We start from the raw sequence: 25,899 nt of genomic DNA, 5'->3' as shown, positions 1-25,899 counted from the left end.
ATCTAATTAGAAGATAATTTCTTATCTATCTCTTTTGAAAGGAGGTATGCAGCCAAAGCGTAATTCTTCGTGCCATTGTATCTAACCAACGCCCAGAAACTGCTATACACTCGATAATAAGCACATCTGCCATCTGAGAATTTAAAACACGCTATACGCCTGCTACTTTTACACGGCTTTTTATCCATCTTTACAAACTCAGCAATGGGTTTATCTTTTTTATACCCAAAATGAACAAGATAATTCGATATACTTGCGCAGGCATCTTCAACTTCATCAAGATTTAAACCATTATTATTAAAATCAACGCCGTATTTGTCTATGTTTGAAGGCATAAACTGCGGCAAACCCAAAGCGCCAGTGATGGAACCTTTAACCGAAAACGGGTCTATCTTATGCCTGTATGTGTATGCTATAAAATTCTCAAGCTCATACAAAAAATAATTCTTTCTTCTTGAGAATTGAGCAAGCGTATAGAGTGCATCAAGTGCATCCGTTTTTAGTTTTACCTTTCCAAAGTTTGTCTCTATGCTCAAGATAGCAGCAATAATAGAAGGCTTAACACCGTATTTTTCATAAATCATCCTGCAAAGCTTTTTGTGTTCTTTAATAAAAGATACTCCATCTCTCACCCTTTCCTGATTTACAAAAAGAACGACAAACTTATCAAAAGTAAAAACCTTTTCAGGAGAGTTGGCAACACGATTCACAAAGGCTTTAACATCAGGAAGCGTCTTTGCTCTTTTTAGAACATTTAAAGCATACTCCTTAGGAACATTATACTTTTTATGAATATCATTAGCCAATCTCTGCAAATCAAAAGCAAAAGATAAAGAAAAAGAACAAGAAAAAAACAAAACAATTAGCCCGACAAAACCACTAACCTTTTTCATAAAACTCATTATCTCAACAAATAATGGAGTTGTCAAAGCAAATAAAAAATATTTGACAAATCACGAGCTTTTTATATACTTAATCCCGCAAGTGTTGCTCCCCTGTAGCTCAGCCGGTAGAGCAGGTGGCTGTTAACCACCGGGTCGGGGGTTCGAGTCCCTCCGGGGGAGCCATTTTGATGGCTGTTTCAAACTCATTTAAAGTGTCCTTCCGCCTTGTCCTCACAAGGAAGAAAGCAGGAAAGATCAAACTCTCTCTTTTTTTCCTATTCTGGATTGACAATGAAGCCACCCATTCCGTCCAGAAAGAAAGATTTTTGAAAATGGATTTGACTTTTTGCTTTTCTTTGATATATATCATTATATGATGTTAAACGATGCCAAATTTTGGCAGGCTCAAAAGGAGTTAAACCTATGATAGAAGGTTTTGGAGAAATAATGACCCTTGAGGAGACCGCAAAATATTTAAAAATAGGAAAATCTACTCTTTATAAAATGGCAAGGGAAGGAAAAATCCCCGCCGTGAAAATTGCTATAAAAGAGAAGATACTATGGAAGCTTTAAAAAACAAGCGAAGAACATACGGAGAACATTTAACTTCCATTAGCATATTTAAAAAGTTTATTTTACCTGAGATAGAAAAAGAAATTTACAAATACCGATGGGTGGATCTCTTTTGTGGTGAAGGTAATCTTATTTTACCAATATTAGAGTTAGTGCATGAAGATAAGAGAATTGAATTTTTTAAAAAACATATATTCCTTTTTGATATTCAAAAAGAATTAGTAGAAAAGTCAATCTTAAATGCTCTTAAATATGGAATTCCTAAAGAAATAGCCCAAAGAAATATTATCCAAAGAGACACTATTAAAAATTACCCCACTTTTATTTTGGATAGTGATTTACCGGTCTATCATATCACTAATCCACCTTATCTTTATATAGGCTATATTGTAAAACATAAAGAGACACAAAAGCATTTAGAGTATTTTCAAGGACCAAATGAAGGATACCAGGATTTATATCAATTGGCTTCAATAAATGATCTTCGCAATGGCATCAAAAAGATGGTTTATATTATACCCTCTAATTTTCTTTTCGGATTTTCAGTATCAAATAAAATTAGAGATGATTTTCTTCAGTATTACAACATTAAAAAAGCATTTATTTTTGAAAAAAAGATTTTTGAATTCACAGGGACTAATGTTATCATTTGCTTTTTTGAAAGAAAAGAATTTCCCAAAAAAGAAAAGATAATTTTCGAAGGGACGAAGATAAACAAAGAAATTCAAAAAAAGGTCTATATCCTTGATCCTAAGAATCATTTTAGAGCAGGAAATGAATTTGAAGGATTTGTCAAACACTATAAAGCTCTTAAACCATTAAAAGTCTCTTATTACTTAACAATAGAAGAAGTTGAGAAAAATAAAGGAAATAACAAAATTGCGGTTATAGATGCTAATGCTTTTAATGGAAAAGAGTATGAGAAAAAAGTAATATATGTTAACACCAATCTTTATGAGAAAATCAAGTCAAATATCCTCTTTGTTAGAACTGTTGACACAGGGAGTTTTGACGGAAGAGTAGGATTATATTTAATCAAAGAAGCTTTTGGGGTAGATGGGATTTTGGTTTCAAAATCAAGATATAGAACACACCCGATCCAGATATTTTTAAATCCTCAAATATCAAAAAATGATCAAGTATTGTTAAAAGAGTATTTCAACTTAGTCTTGGAATATTTTAGAGAGAAAACCGATAGTGAATTCATGACAACTTATAAATATTCAAATAGCGAATACACAAGAAAGTATTTAGGACTTACACAGACGAAAGAACTAATAGAAACTTTCCCAATTTTGGCTCTAAAAGAGAATGAACAAGACGAATTTAAAGATTTAATTGAGAAAAAGGATGTTAAGGGTATAATTTCTTTTGTTAAATCTTTTAATCAATTAAAGGGGTTATCACTATGGCGTTAAAAAGAAATATAGAATATTGGCAAATATCTCTTAAAAATCCTGAGCCAGCAGCAGACGAGTATTACATATTTGATGAAGTAATTATTGAAGATAAAGAATTGATTCGGAAAGTAGAAAGATTAAGAGAACTGATCATAAGTTACCGTGTAATGCTTGATAAAGACAAAAAAGCCGCAGAAAAAATACTTGATGAAATTTATGAGATCATAACATCAATTGATAAAATACAATATACAGAATTTATTGCATTCTGGAAAGCTTTAGACATGTCATTTTCTGTATTTAAGAAATTACCAAACCAGAAACTTATTTTGGCTGAATTGTTAGAAAAGTATTGCTCACGCAGGAGACAATTATATGATAAATTGGGTTATTCAAATGTTACGGTTCAAGCTTTATATGATAGTGGAGCTTCCAGAAAGAAGGGGACAGCTGGAATAATAAAAGTATTAGATTTGGCAAGCAAAATACTTAGTTTAAAGAAAGATGAACATTTAAAAACTATTAAAGAAGTTGAAACCTGCAATAGGGGATATTTTTCACCTGATAAAGGGGATAAAAGACTTTTTAAGCTATTTTGTAAAAGATTCAATATTGTTTATCAATTTGGAAAGGATCATCAAGGGAAAGAACCAGACATTGTTTTGAAAATAGGTGATCATTTCTTCATAATAGAAGCAAAGCATATTAAAGAATCTGGAGGAGCTCAGGATAAGCAAATTGTTGAGACGATAGAGTTTATAAGATATTCAGAAAATTCAAAATTTATTCATTATCTTTCATTTATGGACGGTGTCTATTTTAATAATTTCATTTGGACTCCACTCGAGAACAACACAAAAGTAAACAGGCAAAAGGAAGATATTGAAAAATATTTAAAAGATAATCCTAACAATCTCTTTGTTAATACAGCTGGACTTAAAGAAATTTTTAAAGATCTATTAAAAAATAAAATTTAAGCGGCGGAGAAGCCCGCATCTTCATAAATACCAAAAAGTTCCCAGCCCTCAAACTTTCGGCTTTTAAAGAAGGAAGAAAGAGGACAAAACTAATTTTATTTTTCTTCATTGGAGAGAATTTCTTTATTTCTTATCTCCTGAAGCCACTTATCAATCTCTTCTTTTCTAAATCTCCATTGATTAGCAATTTTCACGGCGGGGATTTTTCCTTCCCTTGCCATTTTATAAAGAGTAGATTTTCCTATTTTTAAATATTTTGCGGTCTCCTCAAGGGTCATTATTTCTCCAAAACCTTCTATCATAGGTTTAACTCCTTTTGAGCCTGCCAAAATTTGGCATCGTTTAACATCATATAATGATATATATCAAAGAAAAGCAAAAAGTCAAATCCATTTTCAAAAATCTTTCTTTCTGGACGGAATGGGTGGCTTCATTGTCAATCCAGAATAGGAAAAAAAGAGAGAGTTTGATCTTTCCTGCTTTCTTCCTTGTGAGGACAAGGCGGAAGGACACTTTAAATGAGTTTGAAACAGCTGTCTATTAAGGGAGCCATTTTTTATTCATCCAATCACTCAAACCAAACTAACCGTAAACTTCATCACAACACAACAACAGCCAAACCGCCGCAGGATGTTTCCCTGTATTTTGGGTCCATGTCTTTACCTGTTAACTTCATTGCTTCTATTACTTCATCTAAGGAAACCTTGGCATTGGCAGGGTCTCTAACCAATGCCATAGCCGTTGAGTTTATTGCAGTTACTGCAGCTATAGCGTTTCTTTCGATGCAGGGAATTTGCACCTGTCCATTTACCGGGTCGCATGTCAAACCTAAATGATGCTCCATAGCTATCTCTGCAGCTATCAAGATATGCTCATTGCTTGCATTAAAAAGCTCTGTCAAGCCCGCTGCAGCCATAGAGCTTGCAACACCTATCTCTCCCTGACATCCAACTTCAGCACCGGCAATTGAAGCATTCATTTTAAACAAAGAACCGATGGCAGATGATATGACAAAGAAATGAACTAAATCATCGTCAGTCAACTTTTTTATAAATTTATCGTAATAAAGCAAAACAGCAGGCACAACACCACATGAGCCGTTTGTTGGTGCTGTAACAACCCTTCCGCCTGCTGCATTCTCTTCTGCCGTGCTTATGGCAAAAAGATTGACCCAGTTCATCTTTATCATCGCTATCTCTTGATTGAGTTTATCGCTATCCTTAAGAAAAGAATACAGACGCTTTGCCCTTCTTTTAACCGCTGTAGGTTTTGGCAGATAACCTTCCCTGTTCATGCCACGCTCAACTGTGTCTCTCATTGTATTCCATACTTTTAGAACATACCTTTTAAGGTTATCAATACTACCGTGAACGGCAATCTCATTTTCAATAAGCAATTCACTTATGCGTTTATCAGAGCAAAGTTTTAGCAAATCATCAGCATTCTTAAATTCATAGGGAACATGTCTATCTTCAATAGCTGGTTTTTCAAACTCTTCTTGACTCTTTACAAACCCACCGCCAACAGAGTAATACACCTTGTTTAGAAGCTCCTTCGAGCCAGAAAAAGCAGTAAATACTATGCCATTCTCATGCAGCGGAAGTTTCTCGTCTATAAACTCGATTTTAAATTTAAAAGATAAATCGTTGTATTCTATTTTCTTGCTCTCTTTTGCTTTAGACACAATGCTTTCAATCTCATCAACAGGCACACTTTCAGGATTATACCCACTTAAACCTAAAATAACGGCATAATCCGTAAGATGGCCTTTACCCGTAAGACTCAAAGAGCCATGCAGTTCAACCCTTATCTCTTTTACAGCGCTCAACAGGTCCAATCTTTTTAGCTCGTCTATAAATCTACCCGCTGCCACCATAGGCCCAAAGGTATGGGAACTTGAAGGGCCTATGCCAATCTTATACATATCAGCTATTCCAAAATACATAACCGTCACCTTACAGTTCTCTTATTATCTCAACAACTATGGCACTTAAGGCAAGGATTCCAAAAACAAGAATGAAGTATGTAGAAAAAGACCTATACTTCTCCAATGCTGGAATTTTAAATACAGAGACAGCAGGCATGATAAACAAAATCAAAGCTATAATAGGTCCTATTAAAAGCTCTATCATACTCAAAACATTAGGGTCAAAAATGGCAACAAGCCAACTTATCAAACCTATGGACATCAAAGCTATAAAATCAAGCTTTCTTTTTGATGTATTGGCTAAAGCCGGAATTCTCCTTACTATACCAACAAGCCCTTCCTTTGTTCCAAGATAATGGCCGAAAAATGATTTTGTTATAGCTATGATGGCAATTATTGGTGCAATATCTCTAAACATAACCGCATTAAAACTCTCTTCTATGTATGAGAGTATTGTATAATTGGCTTTTTGAGCCTTCACAAAATCAAGTGGCGTAAATGTCATGGCACAGCTAAAAACAAAAAATACGACAACTGCTACCATCAACACATGGGCAAAAAGCAAAATTTTTGAAATGTGATTTTTTGCATCTTCTTTGTAAGTCTTCTTTTGTGCAACAACCATTGAAGATATAATCGGCGAATGGTTAAAAGCAAAAACCATAACTGGAATAATAAAAAACATTGATTTAATCATTTTGAATATGTCGCCTTGATGCGTCATAAAAACGCCGCCGCTCCACTTCGGTATAAGATACAAACCAAGTAAAAGAATAGAAGCTATAAAAGGAAAAACTAAAAAACTCATAACCTTAACAACGAGCTCTTCGCCATATTGAGCAACAACCATAAGTATAAGCATAAGCAATCCAGAAAGCACAACACGAGAAGGTACAGATATATTCAGTGTTGAAACAATAAAAGCTTCAACAGTATTGGTTAGAGTAACTGCATAAACAAGTAATATAGACAAAAAAGCAAAAAAATACAGAAAAGTAACTAAAAATCCCAAACCCTTACCAAAAAATTCATCAGCAACAGCCGTTATATCTTTATCGTCTGAACCTTCATATACAAACATTGCAAGGCCTTTGTGTGAAAAATAGGTCATAGGAAAAGCAAGAACAAACATAAACAGAATCCCAGCAACGCCACCAACACCAGCACTTATGGGTAAAAATAGAATTCCAGCACCTATAGCCGTCCCAAACAAACCCAATGACCAGATAAAATCACGCTTATTCACATCCACACCTTTTAAAAACGCTAAATTTTCTCCATTTATTTTATTAACATTTACCATGAATAGATTGTTTATGTCAAATACTTATATATCCAAAATTAGTTTTTGTCTTGAAAAACATAACTTCTTTTTGTATAAATTTTACATCATGCTCGTACTAAGGTTTTTATTGGTTTTAAGCTTACTCACTTTTTCGCTTTCTGCTAAAGCTTATCAGATTTACACTGTCAAAAAGGGTGATACACTTATAAAAATAGCCCATAAGTTCGGCATAAAACCAGAATCTATAAAAAAAATCAATCCAAATATTGACTGGCTAAAAATAAAACCAAAAGACAAAATAAAAATACCTGACACGCGAACAAAAACAGCCAAAAAAACACAAAACAATACAAAAACAGCAAATGTTTACATAGTAAAAAAAGGCGATACTCTCATAAAAATAGCAAAAAAGCTCAACTACACCTATGAACAACTAAAAAACGCGAATCCAAATATAGATTGGTTAAGGATAAGACCAGGACAAAAAATTATTTTACCAAAAGAGCATGCAAAAGCACAAAACAGGCCAAAACCAGGAGATATAGGTGATGGCTATTATATAGTAGCAAAGGGTGATACCTTAAGAACCATAGCAAAAAGATTTGGCTTAACTCTTCAGAAATTAAGAGAACTAAACCCTAACTTAAAAGAGGTTATCCATCCTGGCGACTTAATAGTGTTGCCTAAAGATTTAACAGAAAAGATAAAAATAAGCAGAGAAGAAAATTTGTTCATACCACCAAAGTATTTGCTCTATTCCACTATATACAAGGTAAAAAAAGGCGATAGTTTGTGGAAAATAGCCAAAAAATTTAAAACAGATATTGGGGTTCTAAGAACATTAAATGATATATCTGGCAACAATATAAGAGTTGGTCAAATCATATTTGTGCCAAATCTAAATCTAAAAGAAAGTGAAAGATTAAAACTCAGATACTCAATATTAAACGAAGAGAGACATGCACTCGTAAAATACGCAGAAAGGTTCATTGGTGTTCCGTATAAATTTGGTGGCGATAGTCTAAAGCATGGTATAGACTGCTCTGGCTTTGTTCAAAAGATATACAAAAAATTCCACATCAATCTTCCAAGAACGGCAGAAGAGCAGTATTTGGCAGCTGGTGTGCCTGTTTCTGTAAAACATTTGCAGCCGGGTGATTTACTCTTCTTTCACACAATGAACTATGCAAGGGTAACTCATGTTGCAATTTACATAGGAAATGGCAAGTTTATCCATGCAGCAGGCAGAAAAAGTGGCGTTAAAATATCAAGATTCACGAAGTATTACTGGAAAAGGTTTGTCGGTGCAAAAAGGGTTCTTGGTGTAAATACCCAGTATGCTTATATTAGGGGTAGATCCGGGTAGTAAAATAACTGCCTGCGGTCTAATAGACTCATCTACAAAACACTCCTTTTGGGAAATAAAAAAAATAAACAACAGATTAAAGCAAACCGATAAAATATTCGAAGTATTCGAGTTTATCCTAAAAGTAATAGAAAAATATAAACCAGAAGAGTTAGCCGTAGAATCTCCATTTCACTCGGTCAATATAAAATCCGCCATGATACTAAGCGAGATAAAGGCAGCTGTAATCGTCGCTGCAAAATTTAAAAACATAAATGTATATCAATACTCACCACGAGAAGTAAAGCAGGCAATCTGCGGATATGGTGCAGCAGATAAAAATCAGATAAAATTTGTCGTTGAAAAAACTCTCAAGGTATCCCTAAAAGATGAGTTATTAGATGTCTCCGATGCTTTGGCTTTGGCTTTAACACACATATACACGCATAACTTATGAAACTTTTGTGGCGAGCATGCCACAGGCAGCATTAATATTCGAACCCTTGGACTTTCTTATAGTGACAAACATTCCCTTATTTCTCAAATAATCGGCAAACTTTTCAATTTTGTCCATAGGTGTTGGTTCAAACTTTGTTCCTAAAAGGTCATGCTTATTTAAAGGTATAATATTCAATTTACTCTTAAAATTGGACATAACCCTAAGAAGGGCTTTTGCATCGGCTTTAGAGTCGTTGATACCTTTAATCATCACATACTCAAATGTTATTCTCTTTCTTCTTGGCAGCGGGAAATCCTTTAAACTTTTAAGCACTTCGTCTATTGGATATTTCTCGTTTACAGGCATAATAAGAGTTCTTTTGTCAGATATAGCACTATGCAGCGAGATGGCAAGGTTTATATAAGGTAAATCCTTCTTCAATCTCTCTATCATCGGCGTTATTCCACATGTAGAAAGTGTTATTCTCCTTTTCGAGATGGCAAATGCCCTATCATCAATCAGAATCCTTATCGATTTAATAGAGTTTTCATAATTATCGAGCGGCTCTCCCATTCCCATATACACAACATTGGCCGTCTTTAGATTATTATCCTTTAAGATATATCTAACTTGATTTACTATTTCTGACACAGCCAAATCCCTTTTAAAACCCATCCTGCCAGTTGCACAAAACTTACATCCCATTCTACAGCCAACCTGAGTTGACACACAGATTGTAAACCTATCACGCTCCATAGGAATAAGCACACTCTCAACAAACAACCCATCGTCAAGCTCAAATAGATACTTCTTCGTTCCATCTTCGGCTTCAACACTTCTTGCAGATTTAAATTTATAGATGAAAAACTCTTTCTTTAGCTGCTCCCTTACACCCTTCTTTAAAACGGTAATTTCCGAAAAATCTTCTATTCTATGCTTATAAAGAAAGTTGAATATCTGCTCAGCCCTATATCTCTCATATCCAAGCTCAACGAGTTTATCTCTTAACTCTTCATAATCCAAAGAGAGTATATCAATCATATAGAAAACACCTTACGCATGAATTCTCAGATAATCTATACAACTGTGGCTTCTTATCCTTGCATTTATCCATTCTATAAGGACAAAAAGGATAAAAACTGCAACCATCATAAGATACATCACCAACCTTTGATTCACTAACTCTGCTCTCAAGTAAAGCCTTCGTGTATGGATGCTTTGACTCTTTTAGACTTACAAGCTTTTCAACAATCTCGCCCTTATATATCACATAAATCCTATCTGAGAGATAACCAATCAGCTTTACATCATGTGATACAAAGATAAATGCAAAATCCTTATCCCTATTCAAATCACAAATCATATTAACTATTTTGGCTTGGGTTGAAACATCTAAGGCACTTGTAAACTCATCAAACACAACATACTCAGCACCTGAGATAAGAGTCCTTGCTATGGCAACTCTCTGCTGCTGACCGCCACTCAACTCAGATGGCCTTCTCTTTAAAACACTCTCATCAAGTCCAACCTTCTCAAGCCACACCTTAAGCTCATCATTATCAAGCTTTTTCGCTTCTCTTAAAGTATCCCTTATACTCATCAAAGGGTCAAGGGATGTGGCAGGGTCTTGAAAAACCATGCCAACCATCCCTCTTTTTGCTTTTATGTTTTTCTTTGTGATTTTTTCATCTTCTAAGAAAACAGAGCCACTATCGGGAAGCTCAAGTAAGCTCAAAATCCTGCATAAAGTTGACTTGCCCGCACCAGACTCACCTATTATTCCAACATGTTCGCCTTTTTCTATTTTAAGTGATACATTTTTTAAAACATTGACAAACTCTCGCCCAAAAAACGAGCCCTTTTTGTATCTTTTGCTTACACTCTCAAGCCTTATCAATCCTTCAAACCCAATACCTGCTCTATCTTCTCTTTTAAAACCTGTGGCGTAAATGGTTTCACTATATAGTTATTAACTCCAGCTTTTAAAGCTGTGATAATATCTTCTTTTGCCGCTTCAGTTGTGACCATAATTATCGGCACATCGTCATATTTAGAGTCTGACCTAATCTTTTTAACAAATGTCAAACCGTCCATAACCGGCATATTCCAGTCTGTTATAATCAAATCAACCGGGTTATTTTCTAATATCTCTAATGCTTCCTTGCCGTTTTCTGCTTCTAATATCTCATCGCCATAACCTATTCTTTTAAGTGTATTCTTAATAATCCTTCTCATTGTAGAAGAATCGTCGATAGTAATTATTTTCATTTCACCTCACCTCTTTGCATTTGCTTTATTATTTCCTCAACTTCTTTATCAACTTTTTCCTTCTCTTTCTCATCAACAATTGTATGCGCCACCCTTGCCCGTGGCACATTGTCGTAAGATGACGCAAACCAGTTATTTAGATAATCCCTTAAAGCCTGAATCACACTTATCACACGCTCAATTTTCTGGCGTGTGATATCTTGAAACTGTAAAATCTCCATAGCCTCAAATGTATTGTCTCTTACACTGTTAACCTTATTCTCTATATCGTCAAGTATGTTCATTATGTTTTTAAAATACTCATAGTTGTTCTTTATGGAAGTCTTTGGGAAATGCTCTACAAAAAAGTCCATAAACTCCTTATGCTTTTTAACAAACGGCTTGATATTTTCTATTAAACTCTCTATCTCGTCAACTTCCGCTGAGATTGACTCAAGCTTCTCAAACAGTCTGTTTACCTTCTCTTCACTCTCTTTATTTATCTCGTCTAACTTATCAATTACCCTGTGTTCTTGTGGCGGTAGTCTTACACCTTTCAGCTTCTCTCCTTCAACATCTTCCACACTCTTCTCTGTTTTTACTTCTTTCTTTTTCTCAAGTTCTATCTTCTCGCCTTCCTGCTGCGCAAAATCGTCTATCAGAGAGTCAACCTCGTTCTTATCACTCTTTTGGAAATCAGCTATTAATGCATCAATCTCACTCTGTGGAGAACCCATATTTTACTCCTCCGACGGATTTGGAACTAAAGAGACCTGAATTGCAAAATTACCCTCTTCCGACTCAAACGGTATTATTATCGTAGGTGTTCCCTTAGGTGAAGATATCGTATGGTTTTTGCCTATAACAACATTAGGAACAGAGATTTTAAGTTTTATACCCTTGTCTGAGAATATCTTCTTTGCTCTTCCAGCAATCATGTTCGTAAGCTCACCTATAGCATCCGCCGTATCGGCATCAATCCCCACAACTTCTTCTCCCGTAAAGTTGCTAACTATTTTTATAGCAACCTTTCTGGGAAAGGATAAAGCTATAGAACCAATAGCTTCTCCTGTAATTCCTATAACACCGCTAACATCATATTCAACAGAATTATCCTTCTTTAGGGCAAGTTGCCCTCTTTTTGGTGTAATAAAAGCAACGGTTGAAAGTATCTCCTCGGTTGCTTCTATAAACGGATTTATCCACTCAACGCTTAACTTCGCAGCCATCGCAAAGCTCCTTTCATTTAGAGATGTCTTAAAACAGCCTGAGTAAACTCTTCAGCAACAAACTTGGTGCAGAAATCGTCAACTCCAACTTCTTTTGCCTTTTGTAGGTTTGCATTTCCAGACAGGGATGTATTCATTATCACAGGTATTTTCCTAAATCTATCGTCTTCTTTCACAAGCTTGGTAAACCTATATCCATCCATATTAGGCATCTCAACATCGGTAATAATTATGTCGAGCACTTTACTTATATCACCACCAGAATCTTCATAAAGCTTATTGAGAAGATCCCAAGCTTCCTGACCGTCTTTTGCTTCTATAATTTTTTCAGCCAACGGCTCAACTGCTGCTTTTATTATCTTTCTTGCTGTCGCAGAGTCATCGGCAATAAGAATCTTAGCCTTCTTAGGTTTCTCTTTTGCGCCTTGAAGAGCAACATCCCTAATTCTTTTTACATCATCTTCTGAGAATATACCAAGCTCTTCGCAGATGCTCTCAAAGTCAAGTATAATCATTACATGCTCTTCATCCAAGTTAATAGTGCCGACTATCTTATTTCCATACTGATGCACAAGTACTTCACTTGGTGGCTTAACAAAACGCCAAGATACCCTTCTAATTCTTTTAGCATCATGAACAATAAAACCAACAGTTATGTTGTTAAAAATTGTAATAATAACCTTTTTTGTTTTGATATCTGGTGGCTCATTGATGCCAAGCCACTTGGCAAGGCTTACGATTGGTATTACCTCTCCTCTCAAATTGTAAATACCCTCGATTAGCGAATCCTTTGATGGAATCTTTATTAAGTTAGGATATTTTATTATTTCCTTTACCTTTGCAATATTTATTCCGTAAATACCTTCATAAATCTTGCCATCTTCCCTAAGCTCATACATCCTGAAATCAACCAGCTCCATCTGGTTGGTGCCGACTTGGAGTATATCAATCTTATCTTCGTTTCTCTCACTCATTCTTGGCTACCTCCGTCGAACCGCTTTTTGAATAGAGACTGCCACCCTCTTTAAGCAGCTCTTCGATGTTAAGCAATGTTATAATTTTCTTCGGCATTTTTCCAACACCTTTTACATACTTCTCTATGTTTGCTGGAATATTGGGCGGCGTGGGTTCTATATTCTTCTTCTCAACATAGTAAACCTTCTCTATTTTATCAACTAAAAAGCCAACATTAAACTCATCGTGGTTTATTATGACAATTCTTGTCTGCTCTGTTATGGGTTTTGCAACAAAGCCAAACTTAACCCTCAAATCAACAACGGGTATAACCTTACCTCTTAGGTTTATAACACCCATAACATACGGACGGGTATTCGGAACATAAGTGTAATCAACAGGCTTTATTATCTCTTCAACATCCAGTATGTCTATGCCATAAAGCTCCTTGTTTAAAATAAAACCCACAACTTGCTCATACTCGTCTTTCATTATTATGGTGCCGGTCTTTTTACCCTTTTTGGCAAGCTCTTCTTCTAACTCTTCGTTTAAAGCCAAGCTTTTATCAAACAGGTCAACATCTTTTGCGTTCATTTACACCCCCTTAAGCAACCAATATATTTTTCTTTGATGCCGCTTCAAGCGCTTGATTGAGCTCTTCTTCTTCAATCGGAGCAAACACAACCTTGCTTATTCTTGCTTCCTTGATTTTTTCTCTATCAAATGTTCCGTCAGTCGATATACCTATTATAGGAACAGTCTTATACGCAGGCATACTTCTTAAAGCTTTTGCAAGATTGTATCCATCATTTATGTAAATACCCAAATCAACAAACACCAAATCCGCTATATGTTCGCATGCAACATCAAGTGCTTCTTTATCCGTATGAGCAAAAATCACCTTATAACCCTTCTCTTCAAGCTGCGGAGCAAGCTGTTCTCTTATCTCTTCTTTTCTTGCAGCTATCAAAGCTATAGGCTTATCCTTCTCATACAGCTCTATAAGATGGTCTTCAATATTGGTCGATATAATGGCAGCTTCGTTTACAACATTTGCAACATCAAGTATTAGGGTAACCGAACCATCACCCATTATTGTCGCACCAGATATACCTTTGATATTTGTTAGGTAATTACCCAGCGATTTTATGACAATCTCTTCCCTGCCTATCAACTCATCAACTATAAGGCCGATTCTCTTTTCTGCAACGGCAACAACGACAACATATATCTCTTTTCCATCAAGGGTTCTCTTATTGTTGCCTATTCCGAGTGTATCGCCAAGATATACAAGCGGAATAATATTATCTCTCAGTCTCAAAACATCTTTGTTCTCAACCTTATCTATATCGTCTTTTGTAATCCTTACAGTCTCAACAACACTAACAAGCGGTATTGCATAATACTCTTTCGTAACTTTAACAAGCAGAGCTTGAATAATTGCAAGTGTCAATGGAATCTTTAAAATTATCGTTGTTCCTTTGCCGAGTTCAGACTTAACTTCTATAATACCGTTGAGTTTTTCAACATTTGTCTTTACGACATCCATTCCAACGCCACGACCTGATATGTTCGTAACCCTTTCTGCTGTTGAAAAGCCCGGTTTGAATATTAAGGCATAGGCTTCTTCTTTGCTCATTTGTCTTGCTTCAGTCTCGGTTATAAGACCCTTCTCTAATGCTTTCTGCTTTAATTTTTCAGGGTCCATTCCACGACCGTCGTCGGTTGTTTCAATAACTATATAGTTCCCTTCGTGATATGCAGACAGAATAATAGTTCCCTTTCTCGGTTTACCAAGCTTTTCTCTCTCTTCCGGCGGTTCTATACCATGGTCGATTGCATTTCTAACGATGTGGACGAGTGGGTCATTTATCTCCTCAACAACACTTTTATCAAGTTCCGTCTCTGCACCTTTTATAACAAGTTCAACTTCCTTATTTAGCTCCTTTGAGATATCCCTGACGACTCTTGGGAATTTATTGAACACTTTGCCTATTTGAACCATTCTTGTCTTCATTACACCCATCTGCAAGTCGGTCGTAACAAGCGTAATCTGATTCGCTACTTCGCTTAGTTCTTCAACCACTTCATCGCCATTAAACTTCTCTTCAGCTTTAGCTGCAACACTTACAAGCCTATTCTTACCTAAAACAAGCTCACCAACCAAATTCATCAAATCGTCAAGACGCTCAACATCAACCCTAATTGTTTGCTCAACAAGTGGTTTTGTTTTCTTTTGTGCTACAGCAGTAGGCTTCTTTGCTGCTGCTTTAGGTTGTTCTTTATGCTCTCTATCTTCCTTTTTCTCTTCTTGCTGCTTATCTTCTGCGGCCTGTTGTTGCTGTTGCAGTTTCTTTTGCATTCTTCTTTTTCTGTCCTCTTCCATTCTTTGCTTGAGTAATCTCTCTATCTCCGCATCAATATCGTCTATTTTCTTTTCTCCTTCTGATTCTTCCTTCTGCTCTTCCATAAGCTTCTCTTCTTCTTTTATCTCTTCTTCTTGAGCTTTTATCAGTTCCTCTTCCGTCAACTCTTCTTCTTGCTCATCTTCTGAAACACTGGTTTTTGAAGTATCCGATTGATAATTCTCATCTAAAAATCTCGCAAGCTCTTTTATGTTGTCCTCTATATCAACAGCTTCTGGGTCTTCACCTTCTTTAATTGCTTCTATTATCGCTTTAGCCTTGTCAACACCGGCTAAGATGGCATCCATCATGTCGCTATCAAGCTTTATCTCAAACTTCCTTAACCTATTAAGCACATCTTCAAGTTTGTGCGTTAGCTCCGTCAGCTTCTCAAACCCCAAAAAGCTTGCAGAACCCTTAATCGTATGAAATGCCCTGAATATCTTATTTAAAAGTTCTTCGTCTTCACTTTCACTCTCAAGTCTAACAAGGTCCTCATCTAACTCTTCCAACAGCTCATCAGCTTCAATCAAAAAATCCTGTATTATTTCTTGCATCTCTTCCATATTTTCACTCATTTTCTCCCTCCTTCATTTTTTTCACTGTTTTATCAAAATACTCAACGAGTTTATTTACAACATCTGCAAGCTCATCTAACTCAACTATACCTACTTTCGGCAACCTCTTTGAGTAATCTCCCTTTAATATTGCTTCAACAGCTTCAACTGTCCTATTTATAGGGACAATAATTCTTCTTGATACCGTGAGTGTAATAACAATAGATGCAAGAACGATAAACGAGCTAAACAAACCAAAAAGGGCGAGAGTGTAAATAGTTTTCTCTGTTATATCATTACTCAAATCTTTTATGGGCTTATAAAAAATAACCGTAGGTAATGTTAGGCCAAGCCCCCATCCATATTTCTCAACATAAGTGTATCCCACGAATTTATCCACCCCCCTAAACACATACCGTGCAACTCCCGTCTTACCTTTCAAAATATCCTGTTTTACTATTTTTGCAAGTGCTTTTCCATTAGCCGGGTCAGTTAAATCAACATGGTCAATGAGAGTTATGAGTGGATGCTCCTTTGTTGGCGGGTCATAAATCAGAATCCCTTTTTTATTTATAACCCACAAATACTTCTGAGAATAAGGATAAAGTTGAGCAGTTTTCACAAGAGAGTAGAAAGCGTAAGGATTGTAATCAAATGCTATATACACAGGCTGTTTTTTACTGTCTCTCCCTAAATAAACAAATGAAAACGATACACTGCCGTCTCCATTTATGTGAAAATCGTAATAGACTATCTTTTTATGCATTGTTTCTACTGATAACTTCTTCACTGCCTTTCTTAAAAAGTCAAATCTCTCAAACGAAGGATATTTTATAATCAAGTTAGCTTTGTGGTCAAAAACAGCAATAGCTTTTATATCCAAAACATTGCTCATCTCTCTATAGACACTTTCAAGCTGCTCAATGTCTAACTTTCCCTGTCTAAGTTTTTTCTCTAACACTTCACCAAACATGTAAGAGACGCCTTCTTTTGCATCCATATCACCTTTCAGTATCTGAGCGTAAGATACGACTTCCTTTTCTAAGTTTTCATCGGCATTCTCTTTAAATACAGTTTCAACTTTATGGACACTGTATTTTTTCAAAGCCATAATAGTAAACATGGCACTCATGCTAAAGACAACAACCGTCATTAAGACAAGCAATGTTGTATAAACAACTATTCTTGTTGAAAGTTTTTTAATCATTTAACTCTTTAATCCTTATATCGGCTCTTTTCTCAACGGGTATAACTATTACAACTTCCGTCCCTTCTCCCTTCTCGGACTTAAGCGTTATATTGCCAGCATACCCTTCTATTAAAAACTTGGCAAGCGAAAGTCCTATACCCATATTAGAAGGTTTTGTAGAGTAAAATGGTATGGTTGTTAAAGGAAGCTCGTCTTCATCTATGCCTCTGCCGTTATCCTTAATCGATATGACAGCGTTTTTACCTTCCCTTGAAATCCTAACAATAACCTTTGGGTTGTTCATACCTTCTGTTGCATCCAACGCATTTTTCAATATCTCATCTATAATAAAAGAGAGATGCATTTTATTTATATAGACAAAAACCTTATCTCTCTCTTCAATAACAAACTCAAGTTTATCTTCATAGTTCTTCTTCAAGTCCATTACAACTTCACCAACCTCAACCCTTTCAAGCTCAACAGGCAAAGAATTGCTCACAACTTCAAGGTTTGCTATTATACTGATAATCCTGTAAAGGCTCTTCTCTACAACTTCAATATATTGAATGAGCTTATCTTTTTCATTGTCTTTCTGAAGTTTAGCCTTGATGCGTGATAACATACCACCTGCCGACATTATTGGGTTCCTTATAGAGTGTGAGATACCTTCAGACATATATTTTAGTATCTTTATATAACTTGAATCAGATATTGTTGTTGTCCTATTCTCAACAGGTGTAAGGTCAAATATCTCAAATACATACTTATTCTCATAACAAAACGCATTAAGCCAACAGAAAACCAAATTCCCTTCCTTATTAACAAATCTCATAAAATTGGAATACTCTTTACCCTTATCAAGCAGCTTTATCACATTTTTAAAAAATATATCCTTATCATCGCTTTTTAAAATAGACCTGACATCACTTTCTTTTTCAAGACCAAACACATCTTTTACAGCTCTATTAACAAACTCAACCTTGCCGTTTCTATCAAACAAAACAATGCCATCAGCAAGTTTATCTAAAAAATTTCTTATTTTTTCCATAACTCTAACTTAGTTCCCCTTCCATTCAAGCTTTAAAATTTAATTGTTGGATAAAATTTTACTAAATTAAAAATTAATCGTCAAAAACTCTTTTGAATATATCATTCATTCTCCTTATGTAATAGCGTGGATTAAAGCACTCATCTATGTCAGAAGAAGTTAAATATTTTTTAACGAAACTATCATTAGCAATCAACTCTTTAAAATCCTTCTCATTTTCCCACGAATCCATAGCATTCTTCTGCACGGCTTCGTATGCTTCAATCTTATCTGCACCTTTTTCAACAAGTCTTAACATTATCCTTTGTGAGTATATAACACCCCTTGTCAAGTTCAGGTTTTTAATCATATTGTCTTTGTAAATTACAAGATTTTTTAACACATTATTGAGTCTAAAAAGCATAAAATCAAGCGCTATGTTCGAGTCTGGCAAAATTATTCTCTCGTTCGACGAGTGGCTTATATCCCTTTCATGCCACAAAGCGACATTCTCAAGGGCAGCAATACTGTTTGACCTAACAAGCCTTGAAAGACCACATAAATTCTCACTCAACACAGGGTTTCTCTTATGTGGCATGGAAGAAGAACCCTTCTGTCCTTTGTGAAAAAACTCTTCAGCTTCTCTAACTTCTGTTCTCTGATAGTGCCTTATCTGGGTTGCTATCTTCTCTATCGTTGAAGCGATAATAGCAAGAGTCGTCATGTATTGAGCGTATCTATCACGCTGAATTATCTGACTTGAAACTGGAGCTGGCTTAAGCCCGAGCTTTTTACATGCATACTCTTCGACTTCAATCGGCACATTGGCAAATGTTCCCATAGAACCTGATATCTTGCCGTATGAGATAATCTCTTTTGCCTCTTCCATTCTCTTTAGGTTACGTTTCATCTCAGCATACCAAAGTGCAAGAACAAAGCCAAAACTGATAGGTTCACCATGAATGCCGTGAGACCTACCTATCATCAGAGTATCCTTAAACTCAAAAGCCCTTTCCTTTAAGGTTTTCAGTACCTCTTTAATATCATCAATCAGAATCTCTGCCGAGCGCTTCAAAGCCAAAGCCATTGCGGTATCTATCGTGTCTGACGATGTTATACCGAAATGCAGATAATCACCTTCTTCACCAAGACTCTCTTTAACATTTTCCAAAAAAGCCACAACATCGTGTCTTGTTGTCTTCTCTATCTCGTCAATCCTATTTATATCAAATTTTGCGTTTTTCCTAATTTTATCAGCTGTTCCTTTTGGAATAGCACCTATGTGCTCCCAACCTTCACACACAGCTATCTCAACTTCAAGCCATCGAGAAAACTTAGCTTCTTCAGTCCACAGTTTTCCCATCTCTTCTCTTGTATACCTTCTTATCATGGCAACACCTCTAAAGTATAGTCTTCAACATTACAGCTGTGAGTTGTTATAAACTCTATATGCTTATTCCAATTAGGCATATAAGCCTTAAAATGCTCAACGACGCTTAACGGTGCCTTTAGTCTAAATCTCTTCTTGTTTGAATATTTAATTTTTTCGTAAATTTCAGAACAGACAAGCGGAATACTTTTAACCAATCCACCGTTATAGCAGTCTGGGCATTTATCGAACATCTCATCGAATATGTCTGTATTACTTTTTCTTCTCGATATTTCAATTACTCCAAGCTCACTCATTTTACTCACATAGGTCTTTCTTTTGTCGTTTTTTGCAAGTTTAAATAGAACATCTTGAAGCCTCTCTATATGTTCTTTACTTGACATGTCTATAAAATCAACAATAATCAAACCACCCAAATCACGCAAGTTAATCTGCTTGAATATTTCATAAGCCGCTTCAAGATTTATCCTGAATATAGACTCTTCTGGTTCATCTGTATGATAATGATAACTGCCAGAGTTCACATCAATTGCGAAAAATGCTTCGGTTTTTTCTATAATCAGATAACCACCGCTTTTAAGATGAACAACATTGCTTTGTAAATTTTTTATCTCGTCCATTATGCCAAAATATTCAAATATAGGCTTATCACCTTCATATAAAGCAACCCTATCAGCACATCTGTTCGATGTTATGTTCAGGTAATCCTTTGTTTTCTTATAGACATCAGCATCATCAAAAACAATCTCATCAGTTGTATAATCGCAATACTCACGAATAACCCTTATAGGAAGCTGCGGCTCTTCGTAAATCAAAGCAGGTGCCTTGGCAGTTGCAAACTTTTGACTAATCTCTCTATTTATAGACTTTAAATACTCAGCTTCTCTTACAAGCTCATCTTCTGCTGCAAATCTTGATGCCGTTCTTGCTATAAAACCAATATTATCTTCCCTTAAATTAGACAGAAAATTTCTTAGCCACTTAGATTTAGCCTTGTCTTCTATATGCTTAGATACACCTATAAAATTGCTGTTTCTTAAAAGAACAAGATAGTTGCCAGCAATGGTAATGTTTGGCGTAACCTTTGCTCCCTTGCTTGAAACTATAGGCTTATAAACCTGAACAAGGACTTCTTCTCCTTCTTTTATGTTTATACCGTTGCTTCTTATGTTATCAATGCAGTGCGAATCTATACACATAAAAGCCTTTTTATCCAATCCTATCTCAACAAATGCAGCTCCAATATTGGGAACAACATCTTTAATAATTCCTTTATACACATTTCCCACAACGGCGTCGTTTGAATATGTTTTTCTCTTTATGACAAGGGTTGCAAGTTTACCATTCTCAATAAGTGCAGCTTTAACAACAAATGGGTCAGAAGAGATTACCAACCGTTTCATAGCTTGTTTTTATACCTTATTGCAAGCAAAATTCCAATGGCAAAATAGGCTGTAATCATAGAACTTCCACCATAACTAAAAAACACGAGTGGAACACCAACAACAGGTAAAAGCCCAACCGTCATTCCAATGTTGAATACAACCGAAATCCACAGGTATGTTATTATACCCAATGCCGCTATTCTATCAAAATCATTTGTTGAATGCTTAACGATAGCAATAGCCCTAAAAAACACAACGGCATAAAGAAAAAGCAGAACGATATCACCAACAAACCCCCACTGCTCACTAAAAACAGAGAAGATAAAGTCTGTATGACTTTCTGGAATAAAGCTCAACTGACTCTTACCGACATTTTCAACACCAAGACCTATAAGTTTGCCAGAACCTATGGCTATCTCAGACTGAATTGTGTTGTACCCATAAGTCGTAGGTGCACTGTATGGGTCTAAAAATCCCATTATCCTATCCTTTTGATAAGGCTTCAAATTAGACCAGGCAAACGGAATTAGAATCAAAGCCAAAGCAAACCCTTTAACAATCAGCGATTTTCTCAATCCAACGCTCAAAAATATAACAACAGCTATAACTGCAACGATAACAGAAGTCCCAAGGTCTGGCTGTTTAAGAATAAAAATAGCCGGCAGTGCAACAATTAAAGCAGGATATATAAGGTCTTTAAACTCATAACGACCCGGTTTGGGATTCTCATCAAAATAAGAAGCTAACATCAGCACTACAGCTATTTTTATAAATTCAGAAGGCTGAAGGTGAACCCAACCTATGGCTATCCACCTTCTCGCTCCATGACTTAAAACGCCATTTACAAAAACAAGAACAAGTAAAAACAGAGAAAATAGATATATAATCGTTGCACTTCTTTTGACATATCGCGTATCTATATGAGAAACAACAAGCGAAACAATTATGCCTGATAAAACCCAAATGGATTGCTTTATTGCAAAAGCATCACCCTTTGTCGTTGTCGAGATAGTCAAAATCCCAACAAGAGAAATAAAAACAACGCTCAAGAATAGCGGATAATCAAAGTATTTAAACCGTTTAGGATTTATTTGAAAAATCATTTTTTGAGCTTTTCTCCGATAACCGTAAACGAAATAACAGTAAGAAATATCACAACACCTGCAAAGAAGCTCATCCACCAGGCAACCTGAATAACATCTTTACCTTCAGATAGAATAGAGCCCCAGCTTGCCGTTGGTGGCTGAACTCCAAGCCCTAAGAAAGACAGGGCAGATTCAGAAAGAATAGCAGAACCGACACCAAGCGTGGCATAGACTATAACTGGTGATATGGCATTTGGTATGATATGCCTAAACAGAATATACAAATCACTTTTTCCGAGCAACTTGGCAGCTTTTACATAACCAAACTCCCTAATCTTTAAAGCTTCAGCTCTTACAATTCGTGCTATACCCATCCAACCCGTCAAACCTATAACAATCATAACATTAAATATGTTTGGACCTAAGACCACAACAATGGCCAAAATAAGAAAAAATACAGGGAATGTCAGCATTATATCGACAAATCGCATCATTATTGTATCAATCAATCCGCCAAAATACCCGCTTACCGCACCATAAATCACGCCTATACTTGTTGAAATAACAACAGCTATGAGCGACACAGATATAGAGATTCTGCTTGCATAAATAACCCTTGAAAACACATCCCTTCCAATTCTGTCAGTTCCAAACAAATGATGCCAGCTCGGTGGCTTTAAAATGGCGTTTGGGTCTATAGCATAAGGACTGTAAGGTGCTATATAGTTGGCAAAAATAGCACTCAGAAACACAATCAATATAAACGATAAACTAAACCAGAAAAGAACATCCCTTTTTGCTTTCACAGTTTAAAAATTATCAAAAAGAGTGAGCTTTTTCAAAGGAATATGATAATGTTCACATTTGTTTCATATATTGAACTTTTAGGATTTTAGAGAAAATAAAGTAAAATTCACTATCTCTAAAAAACTCATCACCAAACCAAAGCCAGCTAATTTCATAAGTTTTTTAAAATTTTTTCATAAAAATACTTGACTTTTCAGTTCTTTTTATTAAACTTTCCCGTCGAGTGTGGGGGTGGAAGCCTGCCTTCATAGGGCCGTAAGGCCAACTGCCTCACCTTTTCAACTTTCCTCTCTTTTGGCCTCCTTTTGAGCCCGCTTCAACAAGCCCACGACAAGGAGAGGCCCACACTCATTTTTATTTATTTGATAAAACTCAACTCCAATGATAATATTTTTTTAAAATTAAAAAAGAAGGAGGTGAATATGTCCGAAGCAATAAGCCTAAGTAGGTTTATCTTGGAAGAGCAGAGAAAACACCCAGAAGCTGTTGGTGATTTCACACTAATCTTGGAACAGATAGCATTTGCAGCAAAAATCATATCAAGAGAAGTAAACAAAGCAGGGCTTGTAAACATACTTGGCGCAGTTGGAACAGAAAATGTGCACGGAGAAAAGCAGCAGAAGTTGGATGTGTATTCGAACGAACAGATTGTAAGCGCACTCGACCCGACAGGTAAAGTGTGTGCAATGGCAAGTGAAGAGATAGAAGATATGCTGCCTGTAAGTGATAAAAGTTTAGAAGGAAAATACGCTGTCGTATTCGATCCACTTGACGGTTCAAGCAACATCGATGTCAATGTAAGCATCGGAACGATATTTGGCATATACAAAAGGCTTGATGATTCAGACTGCAAGAAGTCGCTTATGCAGGCAGGCAAAAACCTTGTATGTGCAGGATATGTAATCTATGGTTCAAGCACAATGTTTGTCTATACAACAGGACACGGCGTAAACGGATTTACACTCGACCCAAGTGTTGGTGAGTTCTTGCTTTCCCATCCAAATATTAAAATACCCGAATACGGAAAGATTTACAGCATAAACGAGTCGAACTATTTCAGATGGGCAAAGGGCATTCAGGAGTTTGTAAACTTCATAAAACAGCACCCAGACAGACAATACACGCTCAGATGGATTGGCTCTCTTGTTGCAGACTTCCACAGAAACCTTCTCAAAGGCGGTATCTTCTTATACCCTGAAGACTCAAAAAACAAAAACGGCAAATTAAGACTCCTATACGAAGCAAACCCGATGGCATTCATAATAGAAAATGCAGGTGGTATGGCAACAGATGGAAAACAGAGAATTTTAGAGATACAGCCAGAGAGCTTACACCAAAGGGTTCCGTTGATAATCGGCTCCAAATATGAAGTTGAAAAATACTTAGAGTTTAGAGAAAAATACGGATAAATGAATGTTGTAATAGCAGGTGCAGGCGGAGTTGGTTTTCATATAGCCAAACAGCTAAGCGAAGAGAAAAAGAATGTCTCAATCATAGAGAAAGATGCCGATAAAGCTGCATTTGCCAACGAGCATTTGGACTGTCTCGTTCTTCAGGGTGAAGCAACAGATATAGAGACATTAAAAAAAGCAGGCTGCGACAGAGCAGACATGTTCATAGCCGTAACAAACTCAGACGAAGTAAACATGATCAGCTGCTTTGTCGTAGCCCAACACTTCAATGTCTCTAAAAAGATTGTCAGATTAAGAAACATACAATATTCAGAAAGCCAAATGCCGTCATTCAAGAAGATAGGCATAGACTTTGTCATAAACCCTGAAGTTGAAGCTGCAAAATCCATTGTAAACACGGTTAACTTTGGTGCTTCAAGCGATGTTATAATATTCGGCATAGACATACAGATGCGTGGAATTCACATCGACGACAACTCACCATTAAAGGACAAATCAATTTTTGAGATAAAAAACTCAATTAACAGAAACTTCATAATAGCCGGAATAAAGCGTGAAAACGAAGAGCTGATAATACCGGGCGGTCAGACTGTCGTCAAAGAAGGCGACTATGTCTATATTGTGGCAAAACAAGAGACCATAAACGATATAGTTGAGATAGCAGGAAAAGGTGCAATCAAGATAAAAGACATAGCCATTTTCGGCGCAGGAGACATAGGCTTAATGGCTGCAAAGGGACTAAAAGGCAAAAAGAGAAACATAAAGATAATAGATAAGGATTATGAAAGATGCAAGGTCGTATCAAACTTATGTCCAAAGGCAACCGTAATTCACGGATATGCAGACGATGCAGAACTGTTTGAAGAAGAAAACATAGGCGATTTTGATGTTGTAATAACAACAACAGACAACGAAGAAGTAAACCTTCTATCGGCAATTTATGCAAAAAACATAGGGACAAAAAGGTCAATTGCTCTGCTTGATAAGACAAACTATATTTTGATGGCAAACAAACTCAATGTTGACGCCGTTATAAGTCCAAAACTAACGACAGTAAACAGCATTTTAAGATTTATAAGAAAGGGCAAAATATTGGGTGTGTATTCAATCTTTGGCGGAGAAGCCGAAGCATTGGAGTTTTCCGTGTCTGAACACTCAAAGCTTTCAAACAGGGCAATAAAGGATGTAAAACTCCCAAAGGGAAGCCTAATCATCGCAGTAAACAGAGACAACCAGAACATAATCCCAGACGGCAGTTTCATAATAAAAGAGAACGACAGAATGGTTATTTTTACAAAGAAAGAGCACATCCCGCAGATTGAACAGATAATATGAGAATCAAGCTTATTATTCGCTTTTTGAGTATATTGATAAGTCTCACA

Annotated in this window: 25 protein-coding genes and 1 tRNA gene; 8 read left to right on the top strand and 18 right to left on the bottom strand. The window is 36.1% G+C overall.

What is annotated here, in order from left to right:
• Positions 1-2 precede the first annotated feature (2 nt).
• Positions 3-893, bottom strand: a complete 891-nt coding sequence (locus tag G415_RS10590) for a lytic murein transglycosylase (RefSeq protein WP_022669923.1) — start codon at positions 891-893, stop codon at positions 3-5.
• Positions 894-991: 98 nt separating this feature from the next.
• Here G415_RS10590 and G415_RS0102050 point away from each other — a divergent pair.
• The 4 genes from G415_RS0102050 to G415_RS0102030 all read left to right on the top strand — a co-directional run bounded on the left by G415_RS0102050 (position 992) and on the right by G415_RS0102030 (position 3,834).
• Positions 992-1,067: transfer RNA gene (locus G415_RS0102050), tRNA-Asn, on the top strand.
• A gap of 240 nt (positions 1,068-1,307) precedes the next feature.
• On the top strand, positions 1,308-1,457 hold the full coding sequence (locus G415_RS10935; protein WP_022669922.1) for a helix-turn-helix domain-containing protein: 150 nt from the start codon (positions 1,308-1,310) through the stop codon (positions 1,455-1,457).
• Positions 1,445-2,875, top strand: coding sequence for an N-6 DNA methylase (locus tag G415_RS09485; protein WP_022669921.1), 1,431 nt, complete (start codon positions 1,445-1,447; stop codon positions 2,873-2,875). Before G415_RS10935 ends, G415_RS09485 begins: the two co-directional genes overlap by 13 nt.
• Positions 2,866-3,834 (top strand): hypothetical protein, encoded by a 969-nt coding sequence (locus G415_RS0102030; RefSeq protein ID WP_022669920.1) that lies wholly within the window; start codon positions 2,866-2,868, stop codon positions 3,832-3,834. Before G415_RS09485 ends, G415_RS0102030 begins: the two co-directional genes overlap by 10 nt.
• A 95-nt stretch (positions 3,835-3,929) precedes the next feature.
• Here G415_RS0102030 and G415_RS0102020 read toward each other — a convergent pair whose 3' ends face one another.
• The 3 genes from G415_RS0102020 to G415_RS09480 all read right to left on the bottom strand — a co-directional run bounded on the left by G415_RS0102020 (position 3,930) and on the right by G415_RS09480 (position 7,064).
• A complete protein-coding gene (locus G415_RS0102020; RefSeq protein WP_022669918.1) occupies positions 3,930-4,136 on the bottom strand; it encodes a helix-turn-helix domain-containing protein in 207 nt (68 codons plus the stop codon).
• Between the two features lie 296 nt (positions 4,137-4,432).
• Positions 4,433-5,779 carry an L-serine ammonia-lyase gene (locus tag G415_RS0102015; RefSeq protein WP_022669917.1) on the bottom strand — a complete coding sequence of 449 codons (1,347 nt, stop codon included), beginning with the start codon at positions 5,777-5,779 and terminating at the stop codon, positions 4,433-4,435.
• Between the two features lie 10 nt (positions 5,780-5,789).
• Positions 5,790-7,064, bottom strand: coding sequence for an aromatic amino acid transport family protein (locus tag G415_RS09480; protein ID WP_022669916.1), 1,275 nt, complete (start codon positions 7,062-7,064; stop codon positions 5,790-5,792).
• A gap of 88 nt (positions 7,065-7,152) precedes the next feature.
• On the opposite strand from G415_RS09480, the gene G415_RS0102005 reads away from it, so the two are divergent.
• Together G415_RS0102005 and ruvC are read left to right on the top strand one after the other, a co-directional pair.
• Positions 7,153-8,412 carry a C40 family peptidase gene (locus G415_RS0102005; protein ID WP_162138530.1) on the top strand — a complete coding sequence of 420 codons (1,260 nt, stop codon included), beginning with the start codon at positions 7,153-7,155 and terminating at the stop codon, positions 8,410-8,412.
• Complete coding sequence (gene ruvC / locus G415_RS09475) at positions 8,384-8,848, top strand: crossover junction endodeoxyribonuclease RuvC (protein WP_022669914.1); 465 nt, start codon at positions 8,384-8,386, stop codon at positions 8,846-8,848. Before G415_RS0102005 ends, ruvC begins: the two co-directional genes overlap by 29 nt.
• Here ruvC and rlmN read toward each other — a convergent pair.
• From rlmN to G415_RS0101930, 14 genes are all read right to left on the bottom strand, one after another.
• Complete coding sequence (gene rlmN, locus G415_RS0101995; RefSeq protein WP_022669913.1) at positions 8,843-9,871, bottom strand: dual-specificity RNA methyltransferase RlmN; 1,029 nt, start codon at positions 9,869-9,871, stop codon at positions 8,843-8,845. The genes ruvC and rlmN overlap by 6 nt on opposite strands.
• Positions 9,864-10,727: an ABC transporter ATP-binding protein gene (locus G415_RS0101990; RefSeq protein ID WP_022669912.1), complete on the bottom strand. Its 864-nt coding sequence runs from the start codon at positions 10,725-10,727 to the stop codon at positions 9,864-9,866. Before G415_RS0101990 ends, rlmN begins: the two co-directional genes overlap by 8 nt.
• The gene (locus tag G415_RS0101985) at positions 10,724-11,098 is read right to left on the bottom strand and encodes a response regulator (RefSeq protein ID WP_022669911.1); all 375 of its coding nucleotides are present in this window, start codon (positions 11,096-11,098) and stop codon (positions 10,724-10,726) included. The genes G415_RS0101990 and G415_RS0101985 overlap by 4 nt, the downstream gene beginning before the upstream one ends.
• Complete coding sequence (locus tag G415_RS0101980; RefSeq protein ID WP_022669910.1) at positions 11,095-11,814, bottom strand: hypothetical protein; 720 nt, start codon at positions 11,812-11,814, stop codon at positions 11,095-11,097. The genes G415_RS0101985 and G415_RS0101980 overlap by 4 nt, the downstream gene beginning before the upstream one ends.
• A gap of 3 nt (positions 11,815-11,817) precedes the next feature.
• Positions 11,818-12,306, bottom strand: coding sequence for a chemotaxis protein CheX (locus tag G415_RS0101975; RefSeq protein ID WP_022669909.1), 489 nt, complete (start codon positions 12,304-12,306; stop codon positions 11,818-11,820).
• Positions 12,307-12,323: 17 nt separating this feature from the next.
• Positions 12,324-13,280 carry a chemotaxis protein gene (locus G415_RS0101970; RefSeq protein ID WP_022669908.1) on the bottom strand — a complete coding sequence of 319 codons (957 nt, stop codon included), beginning with the start codon at positions 13,278-13,280 and terminating at the stop codon, positions 12,324-12,326.
• On the bottom strand, positions 13,273-13,854 hold the full coding sequence (locus tag G415_RS09470) for a chemotaxis protein CheW (RefSeq protein WP_022669907.1): 582 nt from the start codon (positions 13,852-13,854) through the stop codon (positions 13,273-13,275). The genes G415_RS0101970 and G415_RS09470 overlap by 8 nt, the downstream gene beginning before the upstream one ends.
• A gap of 10 nt (positions 13,855-13,864) precedes the next feature.
• Positions 13,865-16,243, bottom strand: coding sequence for a hybrid sensor histidine kinase/response regulator (locus tag G415_RS09465; protein ID WP_022669906.1), 2,379 nt, complete (start codon positions 16,241-16,243; stop codon positions 13,865-13,867).
• On the bottom strand, positions 16,236-17,429 hold the full coding sequence (locus G415_RS0101955; RefSeq protein WP_022669905.1) for a PDC sensor domain-containing protein: 1,194 nt from the start codon (positions 17,427-17,429) through the stop codon (positions 16,236-16,238). Before G415_RS0101955 ends, G415_RS09465 begins: the two co-directional genes overlap by 8 nt.
• The gene (locus G415_RS0101950) at positions 17,422-18,459 is read right to left on the bottom strand and encodes a sensor histidine kinase (RefSeq protein WP_022669904.1); all 1,038 of its coding nucleotides are present in this window, start codon (positions 18,457-18,459) and stop codon (positions 17,422-17,424) included. Before G415_RS0101950 ends, G415_RS0101955 begins: the two co-directional genes overlap by 8 nt.
• Before the next feature lie 73 nt (positions 18,460-18,532).
• Entirely contained in the window at positions 18,533-19,828 is a 1,296-nt protein-coding gene (purB, locus tag G415_RS0101945; protein WP_022669903.1) for an adenylosuccinate lyase, read from the bottom strand.
• Entirely contained in the window at positions 19,825-21,231 is a 1,407-nt protein-coding gene (locus G415_RS0101940; protein WP_022669902.1) for an Rne/Rng family ribonuclease, read from the bottom strand. The genes purB and G415_RS0101940 overlap by 4 nt, the downstream gene beginning before the upstream one ends.
• Positions 21,228-22,316, bottom strand: coding sequence for a rod shape-determining protein RodA (gene rodA / locus G415_RS0101935; RefSeq protein WP_022669901.1), 1,089 nt, complete (start codon positions 22,314-22,316; stop codon positions 21,228-21,230). Before rodA ends, G415_RS0101940 begins: the two co-directional genes overlap by 4 nt.
• Complete coding sequence (locus tag G415_RS0101930; protein ID WP_022669900.1) at positions 22,313-23,104, bottom strand: ABC transporter permease; 792 nt, start codon at positions 23,102-23,104, stop codon at positions 22,313-22,315. Before G415_RS0101930 ends, rodA begins: the two co-directional genes overlap by 4 nt.
• A gap of 423 nt (positions 23,105-23,527) precedes the next feature.
• Here G415_RS0101930 and fbp point away from each other — a divergent pair, with 423 nt between their 5' ends.
• Positions 23,528-24,514 carry a class 1 fructose-bisphosphatase gene (fbp, locus tag G415_RS0101925; RefSeq protein ID WP_022669899.1) on the top strand — a complete coding sequence of 329 codons (987 nt, stop codon included), beginning with the start codon at positions 23,528-23,530 and terminating at the stop codon, positions 24,512-24,514.
• The gene (gene trkA / locus G415_RS0101920) at positions 24,515-25,852 is read left to right on the top strand and encodes a Trk system potassium transporter TrkA (RefSeq protein WP_022669898.1); all 1,338 of its coding nucleotides are present in this window, start codon (positions 24,515-24,517) and stop codon (positions 25,850-25,852) included.
• Positions 25,853-25,899 lie beyond the last annotated feature (47 nt).

It is taken from the genome of Hippea alviniae EP5-r (assembly GCF_000420385.1).
GTDB lineage: Bacteria > Campylobacterota_A > Desulfurellia > Desulfurellales > Hippeaceae > Hippea > Hippea alviniae.
This window is presented reverse-complemented; position numbering and strand designations above follow the sequence as displayed.

What these genes read in the sequence shown, in the direction of transcription:
- G415_RS0101955 (WP_022669905.1), bottom strand. Translation starts at nt 17,429, where the DNA reads ATGATTAAAAAACTTTCAACAAGAATAGTTGTTTATACAACATTGCTT.
- G415_RS0101950 (WP_022669904.1), bottom strand. Translation starts at nt 18,459, where the DNA reads ATGGAAAAAATAAGAAATTTTTTAGATAAACTTGCTGATGGCATTGTT.
- G415_RS09485 (WP_022669921.1), top strand. Translation starts at nt 1,445, where the DNA reads ATGGAAGCTTTAAAAAACAAGCGAAGAACATACGGAGAACATTTAACT.
- G415_RS0101940 (WP_022669902.1), bottom strand. Translation starts at nt 21,231, where the DNA reads ATGAAACGGTTGGTAATCTCTTCTGACCCATTTGTTGTTAAAGCTGCA.
- G415_RS0102005 (WP_162138530.1), top strand. Translation starts at nt 7,153, where the DNA reads ATGCTCGTACTAAGGTTTTTATTGGTTTTAAGCTTACTCACTTTTTCG.
- rodA (WP_022669901.1), bottom strand. Translation starts at nt 22,316, where the DNA reads ATGATTTTTCAAATAAATCCTAAACGGTTTAAATACTTTGATTATCCG.
- G415_RS09470 (WP_022669907.1), bottom strand. Translation starts at nt 13,854, where the DNA reads ATGAACGCAAAAGATGTTGACCTGTTTGATAAAAGCTTGGCTTTAAAC.
- G415_RS0101970 (WP_022669908.1), bottom strand. Translation starts at nt 13,280, where the DNA reads ATGAGTGAGAGAAACGAAGATAAGATTGATATACTCCAAGTCGGCACC.
- G415_RS0102030 (WP_022669920.1), top strand. Translation starts at nt 2,866, where the DNA reads ATGGCGTTAAAAAGAAATATAGAATATTGGCAAATATCTCTTAAAAAT.
- G415_RS0102015 (WP_022669917.1), bottom strand. Translation starts at nt 5,779, where the DNA reads ATGTATTTTGGAATAGCTGATATGTATAAGATTGGCATAGGCCCTTCA.
- G415_RS0101985 (WP_022669911.1), bottom strand. Translation starts at nt 11,098, where the DNA reads ATGAAAATAATTACTATCGACGATTCTTCTACAATGAGAAGGATTATT.
- G415_RS0101975 (WP_022669909.1), bottom strand. Translation starts at nt 12,306, where the DNA reads ATGGCTGCGAAGTTAAGCGTTGAGTGGATAAATCCGTTTATAGAAGCA.
- ruvC (WP_022669914.1), top strand. Translation starts at nt 8,384, where the DNA reads ATGCTTATATTAGGGGTAGATCCGGGTAGTAAAATAACTGCCTGCGGT.
- fbp (WP_022669899.1), top strand. Translation starts at nt 23,528, where the DNA reads ATGTCCGAAGCAATAAGCCTAAGTAGGTTTATCTTGGAAGAGCAGAGA.
- G415_RS10935 (WP_022669922.1), top strand. Translation starts at nt 1,308, where the DNA reads ATGATAGAAGGTTTTGGAGAAATAATGACCCTTGAGGAGACCGCAAAA.
- G415_RS10590 (WP_022669923.1), bottom strand. Translation starts at nt 893, where the DNA reads ATGAAAAAGGTTAGTGGTTTTGTCGGGCTAATTGTTTTGTTTTTTTCT.
- G415_RS09465 (WP_022669906.1), bottom strand. Translation starts at nt 16,243, where the DNA reads ATGAGTGAAAATATGGAAGAGATGCAAGAAATAATACAGGATTTTTTG.
- trkA (WP_022669898.1), top strand. Translation starts at nt 24,515, where the DNA reads ATGAATGTTGTAATAGCAGGTGCAGGCGGAGTTGGTTTTCATATAGCC.
- G415_RS0101980 (WP_022669910.1), bottom strand. Translation starts at nt 11,814, where the DNA reads ATGGGTTCTCCACAGAGTGAGATTGATGCATTAATAGCTGATTTCCAA.
- purB (WP_022669903.1), bottom strand. Translation starts at nt 19,828, where the DNA reads ATGATAAGAAGGTATACAAGAGAAGAGATGGGAAAACTGTGGACTGAA.
- G415_RS09480 (WP_022669916.1), bottom strand. Translation starts at nt 7,064, where the DNA reads ATGGTAAATGTTAATAAAATAAATGGAGAAAATTTAGCGTTTTTAAAA.
- G415_RS0102020 (WP_022669918.1), bottom strand. Translation starts at nt 4,136, where the DNA reads ATGATAGAAGGTTTTGGAGAAATAATGACCCTTGAGGAGACCGCAAAA.
- rlmN (WP_022669913.1), bottom strand. Translation starts at nt 9,871, where the DNA reads ATGATTGATATACTCTCTTTGGATTATGAAGAGTTAAGAGATAAACTC.